The organism is Desulfocurvus sp. DL1XJH-121 (genome assembly GCF_054819825.1).
In genome coordinates, this window is record NZ_JBTVWW010000012.1 from 42,217 (window position 1) to 61,682 (window position 19,466).

15 protein-coding genes and 1 tRNA gene are annotated in these 19,466 nt (G+C 64.8%); 3 read left to right on the forward strand and 13 right to left on the reverse strand.

Features of this window, described 5'->3' with window-relative positions; all coding sequences use genetic code 11:
• Nucleotides 1–4: 4 nt before the first annotated feature.
• A complete protein-coding gene (locus ACYYG1_RS10055) occupies nucleotides 5–358 on the reverse strand; it encodes a hypothetical protein (RefSeq protein ID WP_461210176.1) in 354 nt (117 codons plus the stop codon).
• Nucleotides 359–372: 14 nt separating this feature from the next.
• Entirely contained in the window at nucleotides 373–690 is a 318-nt protein-coding gene (locus ACYYG1_RS10060; protein ID WP_461210177.1) for a hypothetical protein, read from the reverse strand.
• Nucleotides 691–1,070: 380 nt separating this feature from the next.
• Here ACYYG1_RS10060 and ACYYG1_RS10065 point away from each other — a divergent pair, with 380 nt between their 5' ends.
• The 3 genes from ACYYG1_RS10065 to ACYYG1_RS10075 all read left to right on the forward strand — a co-directional run bounded on the left by ACYYG1_RS10065 (nucleotide 1,071) and on the right by ACYYG1_RS10075 (nucleotide 4,089).
• On the forward strand, nucleotides 1,071–2,474 hold the full coding sequence (locus ACYYG1_RS10065) for a sigma 54-interacting transcriptional regulator (protein ID WP_461210178.1): 1,404 nt from the start codon (nucleotides 1,071–1,073) through the stop codon (nucleotides 2,472–2,474).
• 167 nt (nucleotides 2,475–2,641) lie between these two features.
• A complete protein-coding gene (locus ACYYG1_RS10070; RefSeq protein ID WP_461210179.1) occupies nucleotides 2,642–3,736 on the forward strand; it encodes an acyltransferase family protein in 1,095 nt (364 codons plus the stop codon).
• Nucleotides 3,737–3,801: 65 nt separating this feature from the next.
• Nucleotides 3,802–4,089, forward strand: coding sequence for a hypothetical protein (locus ACYYG1_RS10075; protein ID WP_461210180.1), 288 nt, complete (start codon nucleotides 3,802–3,804; stop codon nucleotides 4,087–4,089).
• A gap of 6 nt (nucleotides 4,090–4,095) precedes the next feature.
• Here the strand turns inward: ACYYG1_RS10075 and ACYYG1_RS10080 are convergent, their stop codons facing one another.
• From ACYYG1_RS10080 to ACYYG1_RS10130, 11 genes are all read right to left on the reverse strand, one after another.
• Nucleotides 4,096–4,950: a transglutaminase-like domain-containing protein gene (locus ACYYG1_RS10080; RefSeq protein WP_461210181.1), complete on the reverse strand. Its 855-nt coding sequence runs from the start codon at nucleotides 4,948–4,950 to the stop codon at nucleotides 4,096–4,098.
• Nucleotides 4,951–5,074: 124 nt separating this feature from the next.
• Nucleotides 5,075–7,078, reverse strand: a complete 2,004-nt coding sequence (locus ACYYG1_RS10085; RefSeq protein ID WP_461210182.1) for an ATP-binding protein — start codon at nucleotides 7,076–7,078, stop codon at nucleotides 5,075–5,077.
• Entirely contained in the window at nucleotides 7,075–8,052 is a 978-nt protein-coding gene (locus tag ACYYG1_RS10090; RefSeq protein ID WP_461210183.1) for an ABC transporter substrate-binding protein, read from the reverse strand. Before ACYYG1_RS10090 ends, ACYYG1_RS10085 begins: the two co-directional genes overlap by 4 nt.
• Nucleotides 8,053–8,368: 316 nt before the next feature.
• Nucleotides 8,369–8,460 (reverse strand) — tRNA-Ser (locus tag ACYYG1_RS10095).
• Nucleotides 8,461–8,887: 427 nt separating this feature from the next.
• Complete coding sequence (locus ACYYG1_RS10100; RefSeq protein WP_461210184.1) at nucleotides 8,888–9,994, reverse strand: DegT/DnrJ/EryC1/StrS family aminotransferase; 1,107 nt, start codon at nucleotides 9,992–9,994, stop codon at nucleotides 8,888–8,890.
• 278 nt (nucleotides 9,995–10,272) lie between these two features.
• Nucleotides 10,273–11,343 (reverse strand): NAD(P)H-dependent flavin oxidoreductase, encoded by a 1,071-nt coding sequence (locus tag ACYYG1_RS10105; RefSeq protein WP_461210236.1) that lies wholly within the window; start codon nucleotides 11,341–11,343, stop codon nucleotides 10,273–10,275.
• 220 nt (nucleotides 11,344–11,563) lie between these two features.
• A complete protein-coding gene (locus ACYYG1_RS10110) occupies nucleotides 11,564–12,463 on the reverse strand; it encodes a phosphoribosylaminoimidazolesuccinocarboxamide synthase (RefSeq protein ID WP_461210185.1) in 900 nt (299 codons plus the stop codon).
• Nucleotides 12,464–12,562: 99 nt separating this feature from the next.
• Entirely contained in the window at nucleotides 12,563–13,873 is a 1,311-nt protein-coding gene (hisD, locus tag ACYYG1_RS10115) for a histidinol dehydrogenase (protein WP_461210186.1), read from the reverse strand.
• 267 nt (nucleotides 13,874–14,140) lie between these two features.
• Complete coding sequence (locus ACYYG1_RS10120; RefSeq protein WP_461210187.1) at nucleotides 14,141–15,547, reverse strand: outer membrane homotrimeric porin; 1,407 nt, start codon at nucleotides 15,545–15,547, stop codon at nucleotides 14,141–14,143.
• 390 nt (nucleotides 15,548–15,937) lie between these two features.
• The gene (locus ACYYG1_RS10125) at nucleotides 15,938–17,338 is read right to left on the reverse strand and encodes an outer membrane homotrimeric porin (protein WP_461210188.1); all 1,401 of its coding nucleotides are present in this window, start codon (nucleotides 17,336–17,338) and stop codon (nucleotides 15,938–15,940) included.
• Nucleotides 17,339–17,744: 406 nt separating this feature from the next.
• Nucleotides 17,745–19,148 (reverse strand): outer membrane homotrimeric porin, encoded by a 1,404-nt coding sequence (locus tag ACYYG1_RS10130; RefSeq protein ID WP_461210189.1) that lies wholly within the window; start codon nucleotides 19,146–19,148, stop codon nucleotides 17,745–17,747.
• Nucleotides 19,149–19,466 lie beyond the last annotated feature (318 nt).

Consider the following 19,466-nt stretch of genomic DNA (forward strand, 5'->3'; position numbering starts at 1 on the left):
TGCCCTATAGGGCGGGTTTGTCTTCTCCGGGCATGGTGTCCCCGGAATTGGTTTCATCGTCGGGCAGGACATGGCTGACGTGCAGGATGTCCTCGCCGTTCGCATTCTCTTCAATGGTGCCCACCACGGTGACCACCGCGTCCACATACGGTTCCATGTCCAGGCCCGCGAGCCCGAAGATCTCGCTGGCCTCGGACTCGAGCATCAGGCCGCGTTCGCTCTGAAACACGTATCCCCGGACCACGAATTCCTCGTCCGCGCAGGGCGCGGACAGGGCCGAGGCGTCCAGCAGCAGAGCCGCCAGGGCAATGGCCAGAATGGCGCGCAGGGTGGCGGGCCTGGTGAGTGCGTGCCGCATCGCGTTCTCCAAGGTCAGTTGCTCCACATGCGCGGAACGCCCGGGCCGGGTCCGAAGAAACCGTCGGGCCCGGAGTCGTAGCCGCAATCCTGCTCGTCGCCGAGCACCGTGTAGCCCCGGACCTCGAAGACCCTGCGGCCGCGGTTGTCCATGGCCCGCGTGCCCGTGCAGCTCACGCGGTGGTGGCAGAGCTTAAGCAGCTGTTTTTCCTGGCCGCCGTGGATCACGAATTCCGATTCGTCGGCCCCGTACAGGACCACTTCCGTGAGCCTGCCCTGAAGGTCCCAGTCGTTGGGCAGGATGATGCCCGTTACCGTCTGCAGATCCGACATGCCTCATCCCTCCTTTGGAGATGGTTCCGGTCCGCTGTCTGCGTGCGGTTCCATTCGCCATAAAAGCAATCTTTGGTCCAAATTTTAATATACTTGTTTTATTGGCTTTTTTGTTTAAGCGTTCTGGAGAATTCCCCTACGGTTCCGACAAGGCCTTCGCCCGGGAAGCGGCCGTGGGCGCGCCTTTCTGGGCGGGGCAACGGAAAGGGACGGCTGGGGTGTGTGAATAAAAGCTGTAAAATAGGGGTGTTGTAATAAATAGGAATGTAATGTTCCTGTCTGTGCGGTACGGAACAAAAAGTTCTTTTTTTTTGCCCGAGGCGTATTGCCTGGTGCTGGCCCGAGGATGTAGATTGTCCCGCATCAGTCAGGAGGCTGGCATGGAGCGCGTACTTGTCGCCGCCCGGGAGGAGGTCGAGGTCTCGGCCCTGGCGAAATGTTTCGGAGGCGGGGCCGGGTTTCGCTCGGCGCGGGACAGGCGGGCCCTGGAGGCCGCCCTGCACGCGGGGCAGTATGACCTGGCCTTCGTGGACCTGCGTTTTCTGGAGGGCGGCCACACGGCGGAAAGCGGCGACTTCCGCGCCATGCTGCAGCGCCTGTGGTCCAACAATCCGCACATCGTGGTGGTCATCCTGGTGGAGCAGGAGCGCGTGCGCGACGCCGTGCGCGTGGTCAAGGCCGGGGCCGACAACTACCTGACCAAGCCCATCGATCCGGTGGAGGCGCGCTACGTCGTGGACAGCGTGCGCGAGGCCCAGCGCCTGCAGACCGAGGTGGACTACTTCCGCTCCGCCTCGGGCGTGGGCGACGACTTGGAGGTGGTGGGCACGCGCAGCAGGGTCATGCGCACGGTCTTCGAGAAGGCCCGCCTGGCCGCGCCCACTGTGTCCACCGTGCTGCTCACGGGCGAGACCGGAACGGGCAAGGGCGTGCTGGCGAGGCTCATCCACACCCTGTCCAACCGCAAGAGCGGGCCCTTTGTCAGCGTGCACTGCGGGGCCATCCCCGACACCCTTATCGAGAGCGAACTCTTTGGCCACGAGAAGGGCGCGTTCACCGGCGCGGTCAAGCGCAAGCTCGGGCGTTTCGAGATCGCCTCGGGCGGGACCATCTTCTTGGACGAGGTGGCCACGGTCACGCCTCCCGCCCAGATCAAGCTGCTGCAAGTTTTACAGGAGAAAACCTTCCAGCGCGTGGGCGGGGACGCGGCCATCGCCATGAACGCGCGCGTCATCGCGGCCACCAACGTCGACCTGCAGGAGATGTGCGCCCGGGGCGAGTTCCGCCAGGACCTCTATTACCGCCTGAACGTCTTTCCCATCGAGATTCCGTCCCTCAAGGAGCGGCCCGAGGACATCCCGCTCCTGGCCGAGGCCTTCCTCAAGCGCCTGGCGCGCCTGAATTCCAAGGATATCTGCGATATCCATCCCACGGTGCTGGCCGCCTTCGCCCGCTATGACTGGCCCGGCAACGTGCGCGAGCTGGAAAACCTCATGGAGCGGGCCTTCATTCTGGAGACCTCGCGCGTGCTCACGCCCGAGAGCTTTCCCACGGAGCTGTTCAAGCGCGGGAACGGGGCGGCGCCCGTGCCCCTGGACCTGTCCCAGTCCCTGGCGGAGTTTCGCGAGCGGGCCAAGGAGAACGCCGAGCGCCATTATCTGAAGGAGGTGCTGGCCCTGTGCAAGGGGCGGGTGAACCGCTCGGCAGAAAAGGCGGGGGTGACCACGCGCCAGCTGCACAAGCTCATGACCCGCCACGGCCTGCGCAAGGAGGACTTCAAGTAGCCCCGGCCCCGGCGGGAGCCGATGGCAGCCGCGCCGTGGAAAAGCGGAACTTCGAGGTCTGATCAGATCGTCCCGCGTTTATAGATCATTCGTGATTCCAATATGTTCCGTCTGGCCCGTATTTTGCCTTTGCTGACGTCAATCATACGTACAGCAAGGGCTCGTCCATGGGGATCATCCGTTTGCTTTTGGCCTTCGCGGTCCTTTCGCACCATGCGCCGCTCATGGACGGTGAGCTGTTGCCCGGCGTGGTGTCCGTGCGCCTGTTCTTCGTGGTCTCGGGCTTCTACATGTCCCTGATCCTGGAGGAGCGCTACGCGCGGGGCGGGCTGTGGCTGTTCTATTCCAACCGGCTGCTGCGCCTGTTGCCCGCCTATCTGGTGGTGGCGGCCCTGTCCCTGGCGCTGGTGCTCGCCTTGGACGCGCATTCCTTCATGTCCCGGGACGACGTGCTGGGGGCCTGGGCCATTGCGCCCCTGGCCTTTGCGGGGCTCGCCCTGTCAAACCTGACCCTGATGGGCCAGGACCTGCTGTTCCTCCTGGATTTCAGCGAATCATTCTCCCCGGTCTGGTCTCCGTGCCAGGAGTGCCCCGTGCTGGGGTTCTGGATGTCCCTGGTTCCCCAGGCCTGGTCCGTGTCCCTGGAACTGTGGTTCTATCTTCTGGCCCCATTCCTGGTGCGCCTGCGCGCCCCGGCCCTCCTGGGGTTGGGGGCGGCGAGTCTGGCCCTGCATACGGCCCTGGGCATGGGGGGCGCGGACGGGGCCAACACGGCCCATCATCTGTTCCCCGCGCAGTTGCATCTGTTCCTGCTGGGAGTCCTCTCCCAGCGGCTGGGACGCTGGGGGGCGCTCTCGTCCCTGCCCCGGGGCTGGGGCCTGGCGGCCCTGGGCGCGCTCTGCGCCCTGGTTTTCGGCTACCGCTTCATGGCGGACCCGTGGCGCTTCCCCCTCGCGGCCCTGGCCTTCGCCGGGGGCATGCCCCTGGTGTTCGGTGCGCTCAAGGACGCGGCCTGGGACAGGGGGTTGGGCGAATTGTCCTATCCCTTTTATCTGGTGCAGTTTTTGGTCCTCGGTGCGCTGGAGCATGCGGCGCCGGAGCTCGGCGCCGTGGGCGTCGTGGCCCTGGTGCTCGCGGCCGCCGTGGGCCTGTATCTGTTGGTGGACCGCCCGGTGACGGGCTGGCGCTGGCGGCGATTGGCTGCGGCTTCCGCCCCGGCCGGGGTGGGGACTGCAACGGCGGTTCCCCAGGCCGCGGGCTGAGGCCGGGATGTGTGACGGCATGACGTTTCGCCGGCGCCGGGATTCATAACGAAACAGGAAGGATCATGAAGAAGCGTAGCGGGCTTATGTCCATTGAGGGATTCGTGTCCCCCTGCTCCTGGGACGAGGAGGGGGAGATCGTCGCGTTGGAGCTGATCACCGAGGACGGTCGGGACGTGGAAGTGGAGCATTCGGGCGCGGGCGCGTCCCTGCTGGACTATGTGGACGAATACATCCAAGCCCGGGGCACCCTGACCAAGAAGCAGGGGCGGCTGCGCCTGCTGGTCAAGGATTTCGAGGTGCTGGACGCCCCGGAGGTCCTGGACGAGGACGAAGAGGACTGGCCGGACTAGGGCGCGCTACAGCATGATGATTACGGGGTCGAACCATTTACGGGTGATGTAGTCCCGCAAGGCCTTGTCCAGGCCGTCTTGCACCTTGCCTCCCGTCATGCGGCGGACCTTGGCCGTGTTCACGATGACCGTGGATTTTTCCCCGTTCGCCCGGTTGTCGTAGATCGCCACGCTGTAGAGACGGTTGAACTGGTCAGGATCGGTGCGCTGGGCTATCGGGGCCCATCCTTCCCCCAGCGAGGACACGGGCACGAGGTCCTCGGCGTCGCAGAGCAGGGCGCGCATGAGGCTCACCGGGCCATGCGCGTCGCGCTTGTAGCTGGTGCCGAAATAGGGGTCGTAGATGGCCCAGCCGTCGGCCTCCTTGACCTCCAGGAACGTGTGCCCGATGAATTCGTTGGCCGGCTTGTCGTAGCCCATGCCGTGCACGATTCGCGATTCTATGCCGAAGGCCTTGAGCAGGGCGCCCAGGACCAGGGCACGGGAATCGCATTTTGTTTCGGGCTTGGGCTTGGCGGGGTCCTCAATGTGCTCCACGAGCATGCCCATGATGCGTTTGACCTTGCGGTTGTATTCGTCCACGTAACCCTTGTTGGAATTGTCGAAGATCAGGTTGTTGCAGAACGCGGGCAGATCCCGCCGGGGGACGTTCAGGGAGCGGATGTAGTCTATGAGCCGTTGGTCCTTCTGGTCGAAGAATCCTATCCTCTGGTATTGAGCGGCCTTTTCCTGGCGCTTGATGAAGTCTCGGATGGCGTCGCCGTAGGTGGCGTAGATATATGCGGAACCGGCTGCTGCCGCCGTGACGACCAGGAGCAGCAGCGTGATGAACAGGGATTTCAAGGGGTGTCTTCTGGTCATCGGGGTCCCGCCTTACCGTTGATTACTTGCTTGTGCGTGATGTCTGTATGGCTGCGGCCCCACAGTACGGCACGCCAGTAGCCCGCCACGCGGCGCAAGTCAAGGAACGGTGGGCGGCCGCTCGTCAGGACTGGAGGTTTCCGGGGCGTTCCAGGGGCAGGCGGATGGTGAAGCGCGCGCCCTCTCCGGGGGCGGATTGGACCGATATGTCCCCGCCGTGGTTCTGGGTGATGATGAAGTAGGACACGGACAGCCCGAGTCCCGTGCCCGTGCCCGGCTCCTTGGTGGTGAAGAAGGGTTCGAATATCTTTTTGCGGGTCTCCTCGTCCATGCCCGGGCCGTTGTCCTCGATTTCCACGATCACGGCCTTCCGGTCGCTTCGCGTGCGCAGGACGATGGATCGCTCGCTTTGCCCCGTGTTGTTTTCGGCCAGTGCGTGGGCCGCGTTGGTCAACAGGTTCAGGAAGACCTGCTCCAGCTCCGTGGGCGAGCAGGGGACCCTGGGCAGGGCCTCGCCGTAACAGCGGACGATGTTGATCTTCTTGAAATCGTATTCCTTTTTCAGGTCGTAGTCGTTGGCGGCCAGTTGCAGGGCGTTGTCCAAGACGGCGTTCAGGTCGCTGGCCGTGAGCTGGGATTCGCTTTTGCGGCTGAAGTCCAGCATGTTGGCGATGATGTCTGCGGCGCGCCGCCCTGAATCGACTATGCCGTCCAGCAGTTTGGGAATATCGCGTTCGCGCATGTAGTCGCGGATGGTGTCCATGCGGCAGCCGAGGTTCCCGGCGGCCTGGACGTTGCCCGGAATGTCCTCCAGCAGCCTGCGCTTGATGTTTTGGGCGCCCTGAAGGATGCCCCCCAGGGGGTTGTTAATCTCGTGGGCCATGCCCGCGGCCAGCCCGCCCACGGACATCATTTTTTCCGTCTGCACCATGAGTTCGTCCATGCGCACGCGTTTGGTCACGTCGTCCAGGCGGATCACCGCGCCCTGGGAGGATTTCCCGCGCAGGGGGAAGACCAGGACGTCCTCGAACAGGATGCGGCCGTTCTGTTCGAAGGGCTGTTTGCCCAGGCGCTGGGGCAGGCCCTGGCGCATTGCCTCGCGCACGGTCTCCATGTGCCCGGCCAGGCGCGGCAGAGCCTGATCCAGGGCCTGCCCCAGCGCCTGGCCCCGCGCAATCCCGGTGCTGTCCTCGGCGTTTTGGTTCCAGTGGGTCACGCGGCACTCGGCGTCCACGCCGATGACCATGGAGGGCATGGAGTCGAGGATGGTTTCCAGGGCGTCGCTGGTTTTCTGGAGATCGGCCTCGGCCTTGCCCCGTTCCCGGATTTCCGCCGTGAGGCGGGCGTTCGTCTCGTGCAGGGATTGGGCCCTGTGCTCCAGTTCCGTCCCTGCCATGCGCAGGTTTTCGGCCATGTCCCTGAAACTGCTTTCCAGTTCGCCAAGCTCGTCGTCGCGGTCCGTCGGGGGAGGAATCAGCGTCCAGTCGCCCTTGGCGATGCCCGCCGAGGCCCGGGCCAGGCGCTGCACCGGCATGACCACGGACCGGGAAAGCCGCACGAACAGTGCCCAGCCCAGCAGGGAAAGGACCCCGAAAATGATCATGGCCTGGGCCATGAACATGTTCCGGGTCTCTTCCAGTTCCTGGAGCGGCAACGAAACCATGAGCAGCCAGCCCCATTCCGGCAGGCCCTGGAAGTGGGCCATGCGCAGTTTGCCGTTCCAGAACAACTCCGTGACGCCCGCGCCGCGCCGCATGAGATCCTTGACCTCGGCCTCGGGCAGCGTGGCGGTGGATGGCTGGTTCCGGGCGTGGAACACGGGCTCCCCCTGCGGCGAGAAGATGGTCAGCCGGCCGAAGCGTTCGCCTGCCTCGGCCCGGAACATCCGCATGAGGTCGGTCTTGGCCCGGTCCACGTAGGCCTGCACGGTCAGGAGGTTGCTTTCCTTTAGGATGGCGCGCGCCTCGGACACGTGCTCGGTGGATATGGCCAGTTCCGAGGCCAGGATCTGGTGGTTCAGGTTCAGGGACAGGCGGTCGATGGTCAGCACGGCGGCCAGCCCCATGCCCAGGGCGATGGCCGTGACCAGTCCCAACCCGGCGAGGTTGACCCGATAGCTGAGCTTCATGGAGCGGGCTCCCGGCCGATGACCGTGGCCGTCTTGAGCACGGAGAGGGGCAGCACGATGTCCGCGGCCTTGGCCAGGCGCAGGTTGACGATGAGGTCGGCCTGCTCGTTTTCGGCCAGCGGGATGTCCGCGGGGGATTCGCCGTCAAGGATGCGCAGGGCGGTCGACGCCATCCACGCCCCCTGCTCCTCGGGTATCTTGGAAAACGTGAACACGGCGAATTCGGCCAGGAACGAGTGAACGCTGGCAGTCGGTATCCGCGTGCTTTCGGTTGTGAGGCGCCTTGCCGCGTCGTTGTCCCATCCTTTGATGCCCGCGTTGGTGCCGAGTATGAGCATGTCCGCCTGGCTCTGGGCGGCCGTGAACATCCGTTGGTATTCGCTGAAATCCTTGGCGAGGAAGAAGCGCCATTCCCTGTCCGGGAACTCGCTGGGATAGAAGACGGTGTTCGTGGCCACGGAGGTCGAGTCCTCGGCGATGACGGCGACGCGGTTGCCCTTGGCGTAGCCGCTCATCATCCTCAGGGCTTGGCCGATCAAGCCGACCTCGACCATGCCCGTGACGTTCGCCGCGGGATATCCGTATGGCGAGGCGTCGACGTTGACCCCGCAAAAGACCACGGGTGTTTTCGTCCCTAGCAGGTAGGGGACGACGAAGTACTTTTGCGCGTTGTCGTCGGAGGCGAGCACGATGTCGGGCTTGAAGGCGAGGAATTCCAGATGGATCCGTTCCCCGGCTTGGCGGCCGAATTCAGCGCCCGGGTTGTTTTTGGTGTCCATGTGCAGGGTCTTGAGCTCCACCCCGGTCCCCTTGAGGACCATGTCCACGCCCCGGGCCACGCCGTCCGACCAGGGGTATCCTGGGGAGTAGGACTCCACCCACAGTACGCGTTTGCCCGCGTAGAGGGCGTGCGCCGGGGCCGGCGAAACGGTGCAGACAAGGGCCAGCGCCACGGCCAGCCAAACCGGCGTCAACCAGCGCGGCCGTGCGGGGCGCGCGCCCTGGGGACATGAAGCCGTTGAGGCGTTCTGTTTCCTGCACATGGTGAATTTTCCTGGCGTTTCGCCGTCGGCCGCTTCCGGGTGCGAGGCTGATCTGCGCGTGCCCGGAGCATCGGTTGCGGTTACGCTGGATAGAGGGAGGCAGGACTATGGTATCGGGATCGAACGACCAGTACAAGAGGGGATCAAATAATCGGGTCGCTGGATGCTCCGCGCGTGGATACGGCGCGGGGAGGGGGGCGGCAGGCAAAAAAGAAGCCCCCGATAACTCGGGGGCTTGATTGCCTTGTGGCGGAGAGGAGAGGATTTGAACCTCCGACAGAGTTTCCCCTGTACACGCTTTCCAGGCGTGCTCCTTAAGCCAGACTCGGACACCTCTCCGCAAGGGAGAGACTTCTTAACCAGAAAGTCCGTCACTTGGCAACCCCTTGGAAGGCAAAAAATGGGGGGCGGCGAAACAGCGCCGGGGCGGGCCTTGGAGGGGCCGCCCCGGCGCTTCGGTCCATGGTCGTCAGCGGGTGTCGGGGTCGTTGTCCGTTGTGGGTTTTTCCTTGTCCGGTGTCTCGGCGGGGTCCTTGGGCTGCCAACTGCAGCTCCGGTCGGGGCCTCAGCCCTTGATGCCGAGCTTGGGCAGGATGACCCGAGTCAGCAGGAAGAACACTCCGAATATGAGGAGAAGTTGCAGCACTTCGTTCATGCGCGCTCCTGGATGATCCTTGTTTCCCGGGCCGCGGGATGCGGCCGCAGACTACAAGGTAAGGCGCGGGCGCACGAGGTCAAGGGGTGCGAATGCTCGCGGGTTTCCGCCTCAGGCCGCGTAGAATGCGCGTACTGCCTCGCAGACCTCGGCCACTTCCGCGTCCGTGAGGCCGGGGTACATGGGCAGGCTGAGGATCTCCCCGGCCAGGCGCTCGGACAGGGACAGTTCGTCGGTCCGGCAGGGGGCGGTTCCCTGGGCGAAGACGGGCTGCAGATGCCCGGGCGCGGGATAGTGCACGGCCGTGCCGATGCCCCGCTCCTTGAGGAACGCGGCAAGTTCGTCGCGCTTGGGCGCGCGGATGACGTACAGGTGGTAGACGTGCTCGCCCCCCTCCGCCTCGCAAGGCGTGGTCACGGGCAGGCCCGCCAGGCCCCGGCCGTAGAGCCCGGCCAGGCGGCGACGTTCGGCGGTGGCCGCGTCCAGGGTCTTCAAGCGTTCGCGCAGGAACGCGGCCTGGATCTCGTCCATGCGGCTGTTCACCCCCGGGGCCACGCTATGGTAGCGCCCGGCTTCGCCGTACTGCTTGAGCAGGCGCAGGCGTTCCTCGGCCGGGCCCGCCGGGCCGCACACGGCCCCGCCGTCGCCCAGGGCCCCGAGGTTCTTGGTGGGGTAGAAACTGTAGGCCGCGAGGTCCCCGAAGGAACCCGCCATGAGGCCCCCGATGCGCGCGCCGTGGGCTTGGGCGCAGTCCTCGATGAAGGGTATCCCGCGCTCGCGGCACAGGGCGGCCAGGCCCGGCGCATCGCAGGGGTGGCCGTAGAGGTGCACGCCGATCACGGCCCGCGTGTCCGGTCCCGTCATGCGCTCCGCGCTGTCCACGGACAGGCAGAACGTGGCCTCGTCCACCTCCGCGAACACGGGGATGCAGCCCGCGGCCAGCACCGCGTGATAGCAGGGCAGGGCCGTGTGCGCTGGCAGGACCACCTCGCCGCCCTCGCAGCCCAGGGCGCGCAGGGCCAGGACCAGGGCGTCGGTGCCGCTGTTCAGGGAGACGCAGAAATCCGCGCCCGCAAAGGCCGCGAACTCGCGCTCGAAGGCCTCGGCCTCCGGGCCCATGAGGAACCAGCCGCTGTCGAGCACGCGCTCGAAGGCCGCGCGCAGGGCGTCTTTCTGGGGGGCGATCTGGGCCTTCAGGTTGTTGAAGGGAATGGGCATGGGCTGCGGCTCCGTGGGGTTTGCGTGTGGGGAATGCGGAACCCCTCGGAGATACCCGCGACCGGAGCGAAATGCAACGCCCGGAGCGGGGCGGGGCGTACGCAAAAGCCCCCGCCGGGGCTGTCCTGGCGGGGGGCTCGTGGGTGTTCTGTGGATTCTAGACCGTCTTGAAAGTGTGAGATGCGAGGCGCAAGGAAAAGGCAAGACCGACGCGTATCCCCATACGCGAGGGTTTGCCTTTTCCGCAGTAACGAAGCAGATCGCGCTTTATGGGCGGTCTAGGAGGCGAAGGCCTTGGTGTACTCCTGCTTCAGCGATGCGACCAGATCGTGCACGGACACGATCTCCTTGACCCGATGCACGTTGGCCCCGGCAAAGGCGAAGCCGTTCTCCAGCTTGCCCTTGACCGCGTTGGTCAGGGCGCAGGCGATGCAGTAGGGGCTGTTCTTGCGGTCGCAGGTCTTGATGCAGTGGAACGGGCAATTGAAGGGCTTGCGCTTGCCCTGCTTCACGGCCTCCATGAAGGCGCTGCGCACGGCGCGCCCGGGCAGGCCCACGGGGCTCTTGATGATTTCCACGTCGTCCTCGCCCGCGTTGATGAAGGACTGCTTGAAGCGCTCGTCCGCATCGCACTCGTGGGTGGCCACGAAGCGGGTGCCCATCTGCACGCCCGAGGCGCCCAGCTCCAGCATGCGCTTGATGTCCGAGCCGTCGTACACGCCGCCGGCGGCGATGACCGGCACCTTGCGGCCTTTCTCCTCCTCGAAGGGGCGCACGGCCTCGATGACGTCCTCCACCAGCTTTTCCAGGCGGTACTCCGGGTCGTCGATCTGCTCGGGCTTGAAGCCCAGGTGGCCGCCCGCCTTGGGGCCCTCCACCACGAAGGCGTCGGGCAGATAGTCGTATTTCGCCAGCCATTTGCGGGTGATGATGCTGGCGGCCCGGCCCGAGCTGACGATGGGGGCCAGCTTGGTCTTGGCGCCCTCGGTGAGGTAGCCGGGCAGGTCCAGGGGCAGGCCCGCCCCCGAGAAGATGATGTCCGCCTTTTCGCGGATGGAGGTGCGCACCATGTCCGCGAAGTTGGTCAGGGCGACCATGATGTTCACGCCCAGGATGCCGTCGGACTTCTCCCGCGCCGCGCGGATCTCCCGGGCCAGGGCGTTGATGTGCACCTCGGCGCTTTTGGCGGCCAGGTTGTCCTTGAAGCCGATCATGGCTGCGGCGATGACGCCGATGCCGCCCTCGTTGGCCACGGCCGAGGCCAGGCCGGACAGGGAGATGCCCACGCCCATGCCGCCCTGGATCACGGGCACCTTGGCCACCAGGTCGCCGATGTGCAGCTCGGGCATTTTGAATTCGGGTTTTTTCAGTTCCGGCATCTTCAGTTCGGGCATCTTGATGTCCGGGAACTTGAATTCGGGCAGCTTCATGGTGCTCCTCGTTTGGCGCCGCCGGGTTGCAGCTATTGCGTACGCAATGCGCGGCGGGCGGGATGAATGGGCCGGCCTGTGTCGCTCCGGCCGATAAGGTGTCCCGCCCCGCGTGCGCGGGGCGGGTTTTATGATGTTCCTAGGACGCCGGGAAAGCCTCTCCGGTCAGGGACTCGTAGGCTTCGATATACTTGGCGCGCGTCTGGTCGACGATTTCCTGGGGCAGGGCGGGCGGCGGCGGCGTCTTGTCCCAGTCCAGGGTGGACAGCCAGTTGCGCAGGAACTGCTTGTCATAGCTGGGCTGGGTGCGGCCGGGCTGGTAGCCTTCCTGGGGCCAGAAGCGCGAGGAATCCGGGGTCAGGACCTCGTCGATGAGGATCAGCTTGCCGTCCACCACGCCGAACTCGAACTTGGTGTCGGCGATGATGATGCCGCGCCCTGCGGCGTATTCCCGGCCCGCGTTGTAGACGGCCAGGGAAATCTCGCTGGCCTGTTCCACCAGTTCGCGGCCGCCCTGTTCCATGGCCTGTTCCACGGTGATGTTCTCATCGTGCTCGCCCAGCTCCGCCTTGGTGGAGGGAGTGAACAGGGTCCTGGGCAGCTGGGCGGACTCCACCAGGTCCCCGGGCAGGTCGTAGCCGCACAGGGTGCCGGTCTTCTGGTAGTCCTTCCAGCCCGAGCCGGTGATGTAGCCGCGCACTATGCATTCGATGGGCAGGGGGGCGGCCTTTTTGACGATGACGGCCCGGCCCTCCAACTGGTCGGCGTATTTGGCCAGGGGCTCGGGGAAGCGGGCCACGTCGCTCTCCAGGAGGTGGTTCTCCACGATGCCCGCAAATTTGCGCATCCAGAACAGGGTGATCAGGTTCAGGACCACTCCCTTGTGCGGGATGGGCTCGTTCATGACCACGTCGAAGGCGCTCATGCGGTCCGTGGTGACGATGAGCAGGCTCTCGGGAGAGATTTCATAGATGTCGCGGACCTTGCCGCGGGACACCAGGGGATATTCCTTGATGTCGGTCTTGGTGACTACCTGCACTGAAGCGCCTCCTTGGCTGTGTTCGCTTGTCTCATACTGGAAAACGGTTGCGTTTGAAAGTATTGCCCGGCTGATAATTGCAGGGGGCCGTCCTCTGCCTCAGTTGTTTGTTTTACGCATTTCCACGCTGCGGGCGTGGGCCTCGAGCCCCTCCAGGCGGGCCAGGCGCGCGATCTTGTCCGCGTTGGCGGCCACGAAACCAGCGGATGTCGCCACCACGCTGGATTTTTTGAGAAATGTCTGTACTGACAAGGCCGAGGAGAACCGTGCCGTGCCCATGGTGGGCAGAACGTGGTTGGGCCCGGCGAAATAGTCGCCCACGGGTTCGGGCGCAGTGTGCCCCATGAAGATGGCGCCGGCGTTACGGATCCTGCCCAGAAGGGGCCAGGGATCGGCCACGGCCAGCTCCAGGTGCTCCGGGGCCAGGCGGTTCACGCAGTCTAGGGCCGCGTCCAGGTCCGGGCAGACCAGAATGGCCCCGAAATTCCCGAGCGAGGCGCGGGCGGCGTCCGCGCGGGGCAGGTCCGCGAGCTGGGCCTCGAGCTCGGTGGCCACGGCCCGGGCCAGGGGCTCGTGGGTCACGGCCAGGATGGACGAGGCCAGGGGGTCGTGCTCGGCCTGGGAGAGCATGTCCGCGGCCAGCCAGGCCGGATCGGCGCTCTGGTCGGCGACCACCGCGATCTCGCTGGGTCCGGCGATCATGTCGATGCCCACCTGGCCCATGAGCAGGCGCTTGGCCGTGGTCACGAAGATGTTGCCCGGCCCGGCGATGACGTCCACCGGGTCCACGCTCCGGGTGCCGTAGGCTAGGGCCGCGACTGCCCAGGCGCTGCCCGCGCGCACGATGCGGCGGACGCCCAGCAGCCTGGCCGTGGCCAACAGGTGCGGGTTGAGGCTGCCGTCGGCCCGGGGCGGGGAGACGATCTGGATGTCGCGGACCCCGGCCACCTGGGCGGGGATGGCGTTCATGAGCAGGCTGGATATCAGCGGCGTCTGGCCGCCCCGGCCGCCGGGCACGTACAGGCCCACGCGGTCGACGGGAGTGACCATCTGGCCGAGGACGGTGCCGTCGGCCCGGGTGGTCCACCAGGAATTTTCCTTCTGGCCCTCGTGGAAGGCGCGGATGTTCTCCGCCGCCTCGGCCAGGATGGCGCGGTCCGCGGCCGGGATTTCGTCGGCCGCGGCCTGGATCTCCTCCTCGGTGACGAGCAGATTTTCGGGGGCCAGGGCTTCGCAGTCGAAGCGGCGGCCGTAGTCCGCCAGGGCCTCGTCCCCGCGCGCGCGCACGTCGTCCAGGATTTCCCGGACTTTGGCGTCCATGTCCGCGCCAGGTGCCTTGCGGGCTTCGAGGCGCAGGGCCAGGGCGGGCCAGTCCTCGGGGCTCGCATAGGGCATCACGGGGCAGGGCATGGGTATTCTCCTTGAAGCTGTTTCGTCCGCGTGGCGCGGACGCCGGGCGATTCCCGGGCCAACGAACATAGGCGAGGTCGTGCCGAATGTCGAGTGGCCTGGAGGGCCTTGGATGGCGATGCGGGTTGGGAATCGCCGCAAGCCGGGCCGGGCGGGGATGCGGCGAATGGCGAGCCGGGCCCGGTGGGCCGGCCGGGCTGGAACAAAAAAAATGCCGGGGCCCGAAGGCCCCGGCTGGCGTTTGGCGTCAGGCGGTGAGGCCCAACTCTAGAAGTTGTAGCTGAGCCCCACGGAGAAGCGAGCGCACGCCGTGGCTTCGTCCGCGTAGGCCACGGTGTTCTTCCAGGTGTCCTCGTCCAGGTCCACGCTCACGTAGTTCAGCTCGGACCACAGGGAGAGGTTCTCGTACAGGGCGTATTCGGAGAGCAGCTCCACTTCCCAGAAGGAGTCCTCGTCGGACAGACCGTAGATGGAAGCGGCGCCGGTGGAGTCGACCATGGTCTTGCCCTTGATGCCGTCGGCATCGTTGGTGCCCTGGCCGTAGACCACGGTGAAGGTCTGGCTCAGGTTCTCCAGCAGGGAGAAGTCCTTGAAGGTCAGGCCCAGGGCCCACAGGCCGTAGTTGCCGTTGTTGCCGGGCAGCAGGGCGCCGGAGGTGGTGGTCCAGTGGCTGCCGTCGAAGCCCATGGTGGTCAGGCCGAAGCCGGAGAAGTTGCCGCCGCCGCCGGACAGGTTGGGCATGGCCTCGGAACCGTCGGTGGTGTCGTCGTCGTTACCGGTGCCGTACACGAACACCAGGCCGGGGGTGACCATGTCCATCTTGTAGTCCAGTTCGGCGGCGAAGAACCAGCCGGCGCGGTCGTTCCGGTCGGAGGTGTCGCCGTCCACGGAGCCGTAGATCAGGTCGGCCGAGAACACGAAGGGATCGAACATGGTCAGGGTGAAGGCGCCGCCGCCCCACCAGGCGTCCAGGTTGTCGCCCCAGGCGGTGGCGTTCTCGGAGTACAGGGACTTGACCGGGTCGGCGGCGTTGTAACCGCCGGAGCCGATGGCCGCATAGACCACGTACGGGGTCAGGGACCAGCCGTCGCCGGTGATGGGCATGATCGCGGTGAAGGCGTCGATCTCGTCGTTGGTGCTGGCGCTGCCGGCGTCGGCCGCGTTCAGGTCGAGCAGCCGGGCCCAGCCCACGGTCAGGGAGACCATGTCGTTGAACTTGTAGGAAGCCACGATTCCGGCCACGTCGTCATCCCAGATGGGGCTGCCGGCCACGGCGGAGGGGAAGGCCAGGGGCTGCAGGCCGGTGCGGAAGGCCACGTTGCCCACATTGAAGTCGACATAGGCGTGCTTGACTTCCACGTCCACGCCGTCGGTGCCGAGCTGGCCGCCGTTGGCCTCGCCCCAGCGGGTGTCGATCTCGAAGCCGACCACGCCGCGCAGGGTCTCGCTGTCCACGTATTCGAAGTACATGCGCACGCGCTGGTTGGCGTTGAAGTCGTCCTCGGAGTTGCGGTCGCCGTCGTTGGCGTCATCGCCCTGCTCGAAGAAGTTGGAGTTGTCCAGCCACTCCAAGGACTGCTCGAAATTGGCCTTGAAGTTCATCTCCTTGGCGTTGGCCATGGTCGCGCCCAGCACGAAGCTGAGGACCAGGGCCAGAACAAGAAAACGTTTCATGGTGTCATCCATCCTTTGTTTACGGTTCTGTCACGACTCACCGTCCAACGCCGGACCGGGAAGGCCCGATCCAGGGCGAACGCTAGCGTGTTTCCCCCGGGCTTTCAAGCGGAATATGGCAGCATTTTGACTTTGGTAAAAAAAATTATACACACGCGCCGTGCCTGGGCTGTTACCCTGTCTTGAAAAAGGGTATCAATTTCAGTGCATATCAAGCCATGGATCGGTGTCACAAAAGAAGTCTCACTCTGAGATAATTGGCCGCTCCGGTGCCTGCCGTTGGTGTTGGTGTGCGCGCTGGCGGTGCCGGTGTGGGCCGTGTATTCGTGTCGAAAAGAAGGCCGGGGCCCGAGGGCCCCGGCCGGGGTGGCGTCAGGTTTTGGAAGCGGTCTAGAACACGTAGCGCAGGCCCACGGCGATCTTGGAGAAGGCCTCGGCCTCGTTGGCGGCGGCCACGGTGGTGCGCCAGGTGTCCTCGTCGAGGTCCACGGAGATGTAGGCCATCTCGGACCACAGAGTCAGGTTCTCGTACAGGGCGTAGTCCGTGTAGAGTTCCACATCCCAGAAGGAATCCTTGTCGGAGAAGCCGTAGATGGAGGCGGCTCCGGACGAAAGATCCGTCCACGCGGTGTTCTTGATGCCGTCGGCATCGTTGGTGCCCTTGCCGTAGAGGATGGTCAGGGTCTGCTTCAGGTTCTCGGCGAAGGAGAAGTCCTTCAGGGTGAGGCCGATGCCCCACATGCCGAAGTTGCCGTTGTCGCTGATCAGGTTGCCGTAGGTGGAGCCCCAGTGGCCGCCGTGGAAACCGATCTTGGTGGCGGCGAAGCCCGAGTTGGCGCCGCCCGCCAGGGTGGGCATGGCCTCGGAGCCATCGGTGATGTCGTCGTCGTTACCCGTGCCGTAGAAGAACATCAGGCCGGGGGTGACCATGTCCATCTTGTAGTCCAGCTCGGCGGCGAAGAACCAGCCGGAGCGGTCGTTCTGGGTGGCGTTGTCGCCGTCCACGGAGCCGTAGATGAGATCCATGCCGAACACGAAGGGATCGAACATCTCCAGCTTGAAGGCGCCGCCGGCCCACCAGATGTCCAGGTTGTCGCTGGTGCCGATGGCGTTGGGGGAGCGCAGGGACTCGACCGCGCTGACCGGCGCTCCGGCGTCCTTGCCCGCGGCCGCGTAGATCACGTACGGGGTGAAGGACCAGCCGTCGCCGGTGATGGGCATGATCAGGGTGAAGGCGTCGATTTCGTCGTTGCTGCTGGCGGAACCGGCGTCGGCCGCGTTCAGGTCGAGCAGCCGGGCCCATCCGCCCACCAGGGTGAACATGTCGTTGATCTTGTAGCTGGCCACGATGCCGGCCACGTCGTTGTTCCAGATGGGGGTGCCCATGGCCGCGGACGGGAAGCCCAGGCCCTGCAGGCCGGAGCGGACGGCCACTTCACCCACATTGAAGTCGACATAGGCGTGCTTGACTTCCACGTCCACGCCGTCGGTGCCGAGCTGGCCGCCGTTGGCCTCACCCCAGCGGGTGTCGATCTCGAAGCCGACCACGCCGCGCAGGGTCTCGCTGTCCACGTACTCGAAGTACATGCGTACGCGCTGCCTGGCGTTGAAGTCGTCCTCGGAGGCGCGGTCGCCGTCGTTGGCGTTGTCGCCCTGCTCGAAGAAGTTGGCGTTGTCGGTCCATTCAAGGTGCTGGTCGAACTGCCCGGAGAACTTCATCTCTTTGGCGTTGGCCAGGCTGGCGCCGAGAACGACACAGACAGCCAGGGCCAAGATGAAAAGGCGTTTCATGATGTCATCCATCCTTGCTTTAGGGTTGCTGAACCTGTTCCCTTGCCTGACGCCGACTCGGTGAACCGAGTTACGCTGACGTTTAGCCCTTTATTGACGGGACTTCAAGGGGGAAGCGGCATATTTTTGACTGGAAATCAAAATTTTTTAACCGACGGGTAAAAATTTTGCCTTTTGATGGTCCGGTTCGGCGTATTCAACAGTTTGGTATGTTTTGGTTTGTTTGTGGCGGGCAGGCGAAGGGCGCGGGGACGGGGCTGGGCGAAATTTTTTTTCGAGGTGGGCGCTGGAAGGGGGCGGTTTTCTGCGCAGGGAAAGAGGTGCGTAGTCCGAATGCCATATGCGGGGCGCAAAAAAAGGCCGGGACCCGAAGGCCCCGGCCGAAGTGGCGTCAGGTGAGTCGGACTTAGAAGTTGTAGCGGATACCCACGGCGATCTTGGAGAAGGCCGAGGTCTCGTCGGCACGGGCCAGGGTGGTCTTCCAGGTGTCCTCGTCGGCGTCCACGTTGATGTAGGCCATCTCGGACCACAGGGTCAGGTTCTCGTACAGAGCGTAGTCGGTGTAGAGTTCCACATCCCAGAAGGAATCCTTGTCGGAGAAGCCGTACAGGAAGCCGGCGGGCACGACGCGACCCTTGATGCCGTCGGCGTCGTTGGTGCCCTTACCGTACAGGACGGTGAAGGTCTGCTTCAGGTTCTCGCACAGGGAGAAGTTCTTCAGGGTCAGGCCGATGCCCCACATGCCGAAGTTGCCGTAGTTGGAAACCAGCTGACCGTAGGTGGAGCCCCAGTGGCCGCCGTGGAAACCGATCTTGGTGGCGGCGAAGCCGGAGTTGGCGCCGCCGGCCAGGGTGGGCATGGCCTCGGAGCCGTCTTTGGGATCGTCGTCGTCACCGGTGCCGTAGAAGAACAGCAGGCCGGGGGTGACCACGTCCATCTTGTAGTCCAGCTCGGTGGCGAAGAACCAACCGGCGCGGTCGTTGACTTCATTGGTGTCACCGTCCACGGAGCCGTAGATCAGGTCAACACCCAGGGTGAAGGGGTCGAACATGTCCAGTTTGAAGGCACCACCAGCCCACCAGATGTCCAGGTCGTCGGCCCAACGGGCGGTGTCGGCGGAGAGCAGGGAGTTGATGGGCTTGTTCTTGTTGACGGCAACGGCATCGTAGGTGTCCTTACCGGCGGTGGCGTAGACCACGTACGGGGTCAGGGACCAGCCTTCGGCGGTGATGGGGGCCATCACGGTGAAGGCGTCGATCTCGTCGTTGGAGGCGGCGGAACCGGCGTCAGAGGCATTCGTGTCCCAGAGGCGGGTCCAGCCGGCGACCACGGAAACCATGTCGTTGAACTTGTAGTTGGCGATGATGCCAGCCACGTCGTTGTTCCAGATGGGGGAGCCCATGGCGGCAGAGGGGAAGCCCAGGGACTGCAGACCGGAGCGGATGCTCACGCCGCCGACCTTGTAGTCCACGTAGGCGTGCTTCACTTCCACGACCTTGCCGTCGGTGCCCAGGGAGCCGCCGCCGGCGGCATCACCCCAGCGGGTGTCAATCTCAAAGCCCACGACGCCGCGCAGGTTCTCGGAGTCCACGTACTCGAAGTACATGCGCACGCGCTGGCGGGCGTTGAAGTCGTCCTCGGAGGTGCGGTCGCCGTCGTTGGCGTCGTCGCCCTGGCCGAAGAAGTTGGCGTTGTTGGCCCACTCGAGGTGCTGGTCGAACTGGCCCTTGAACTTCATCTCTTTGGCGTTAGCCAGGCTGGCGCCGAACACGACGCAGACAGCCACGGCCAAGATGAGAAGGCGTTTCATTGTGTCATCCATCCTTGCTTTAAGAATTCGAGATCAGATTCAGAATCCTGACGCCAAGATCGCCACATGACGATCTCGAAATTTTTGGTAGTATAATTTTTTGAACCGCACAAGAGGTTTTTTTGCATCTTGTCGTGAAAAATAATTATATATCAGTTTTCAGAAATTTTGACCCGGGCAGATTGCAGTTTTGCAACACAAACGGCGTTTGACCCCGCGCCCGGCGTTTTCCCGAGGGGACGCCGTGCGCCGGATGCGCGGCGCGCGTTGCGGCGTCCTGCCCGCGCGGCGGCAGAATCCCTTTGACAAGGGGGCCCG

Coding starts and splice junctions, on each gene's coding strand:
- ACYYG1_RS10055 (WP_461210176.1), bottom strand. CDS start 358: ATGCGGCACGCACTCACCAGGCCCGCCACCCTGCGCGCCATTCTGGCC.
- ACYYG1_RS10060 (WP_461210177.1), bottom strand. CDS start 690: ATGTCGGATCTGCAGACGGTAACGGGCATCATCCTGCCCAACGACTGG.
- ACYYG1_RS10065 (WP_461210178.1), top strand. CDS start 1,071: ATGGAGCGCGTACTTGTCGCCGCCCGGGAGGAGGTCGAGGTCTCGGCC.
- ACYYG1_RS10070 (WP_461210179.1), top strand. CDS start 2,642: ATGGGGATCATCCGTTTGCTTTTGGCCTTCGCGGTCCTTTCGCACCAT.
- ACYYG1_RS10075 (WP_461210180.1), top strand. CDS start 3,802: ATGAAGAAGCGTAGCGGGCTTATGTCCATTGAGGGATTCGTGTCCCCC.
- ACYYG1_RS10080 (WP_461210181.1), bottom strand. CDS start 4,950: ATGACCAGAAGACACCCCTTGAAATCCCTGTTCATCACGCTGCTGCTC.
- ACYYG1_RS10085 (WP_461210182.1), bottom strand. CDS start 7,078: ATGAAGCTCAGCTATCGGGTCAACCTCGCCGGGTTGGGACTGGTCACG.
- ACYYG1_RS10100 (WP_461210184.1), bottom strand. CDS start 9,994: ATGCCCATTCCCTTCAACAACCTGAAGGCCCAGATCGCCCCCCAGAAA.
- ACYYG1_RS10105 (WP_461210236.1), bottom strand. CDS start 11,343: ATGCCCGAGCTGCACATCGGCGACCTGGTGGCCAAGGTGCCCGTGATC.
- hisD (WP_461210186.1), bottom strand. CDS start 13,873: ATGCCCTGCCCCGTGATGCCCTATGCGAGCCCCGAGGACTGGCCCGCC.
- ACYYG1_RS10120 (WP_461210187.1), bottom strand. CDS start 15,547: ATGAAACGTTTTCTTGTTCTGGCCCTGGTCCTCAGCTTCGTGCTGGGC.
- ACYYG1_RS10125 (WP_461210188.1), bottom strand. CDS start 17,338: ATGAAACGCCTTTTCATCTTGGCCCTGGCTGTCTGTGTCGTTCTCGGC.
- ACYYG1_RS10130 (WP_461210189.1), bottom strand. CDS start 19,148: ATGAAACGCCTTCTCATCTTGGCCGTGGCTGTCTGCGTCGTGTTCGGC.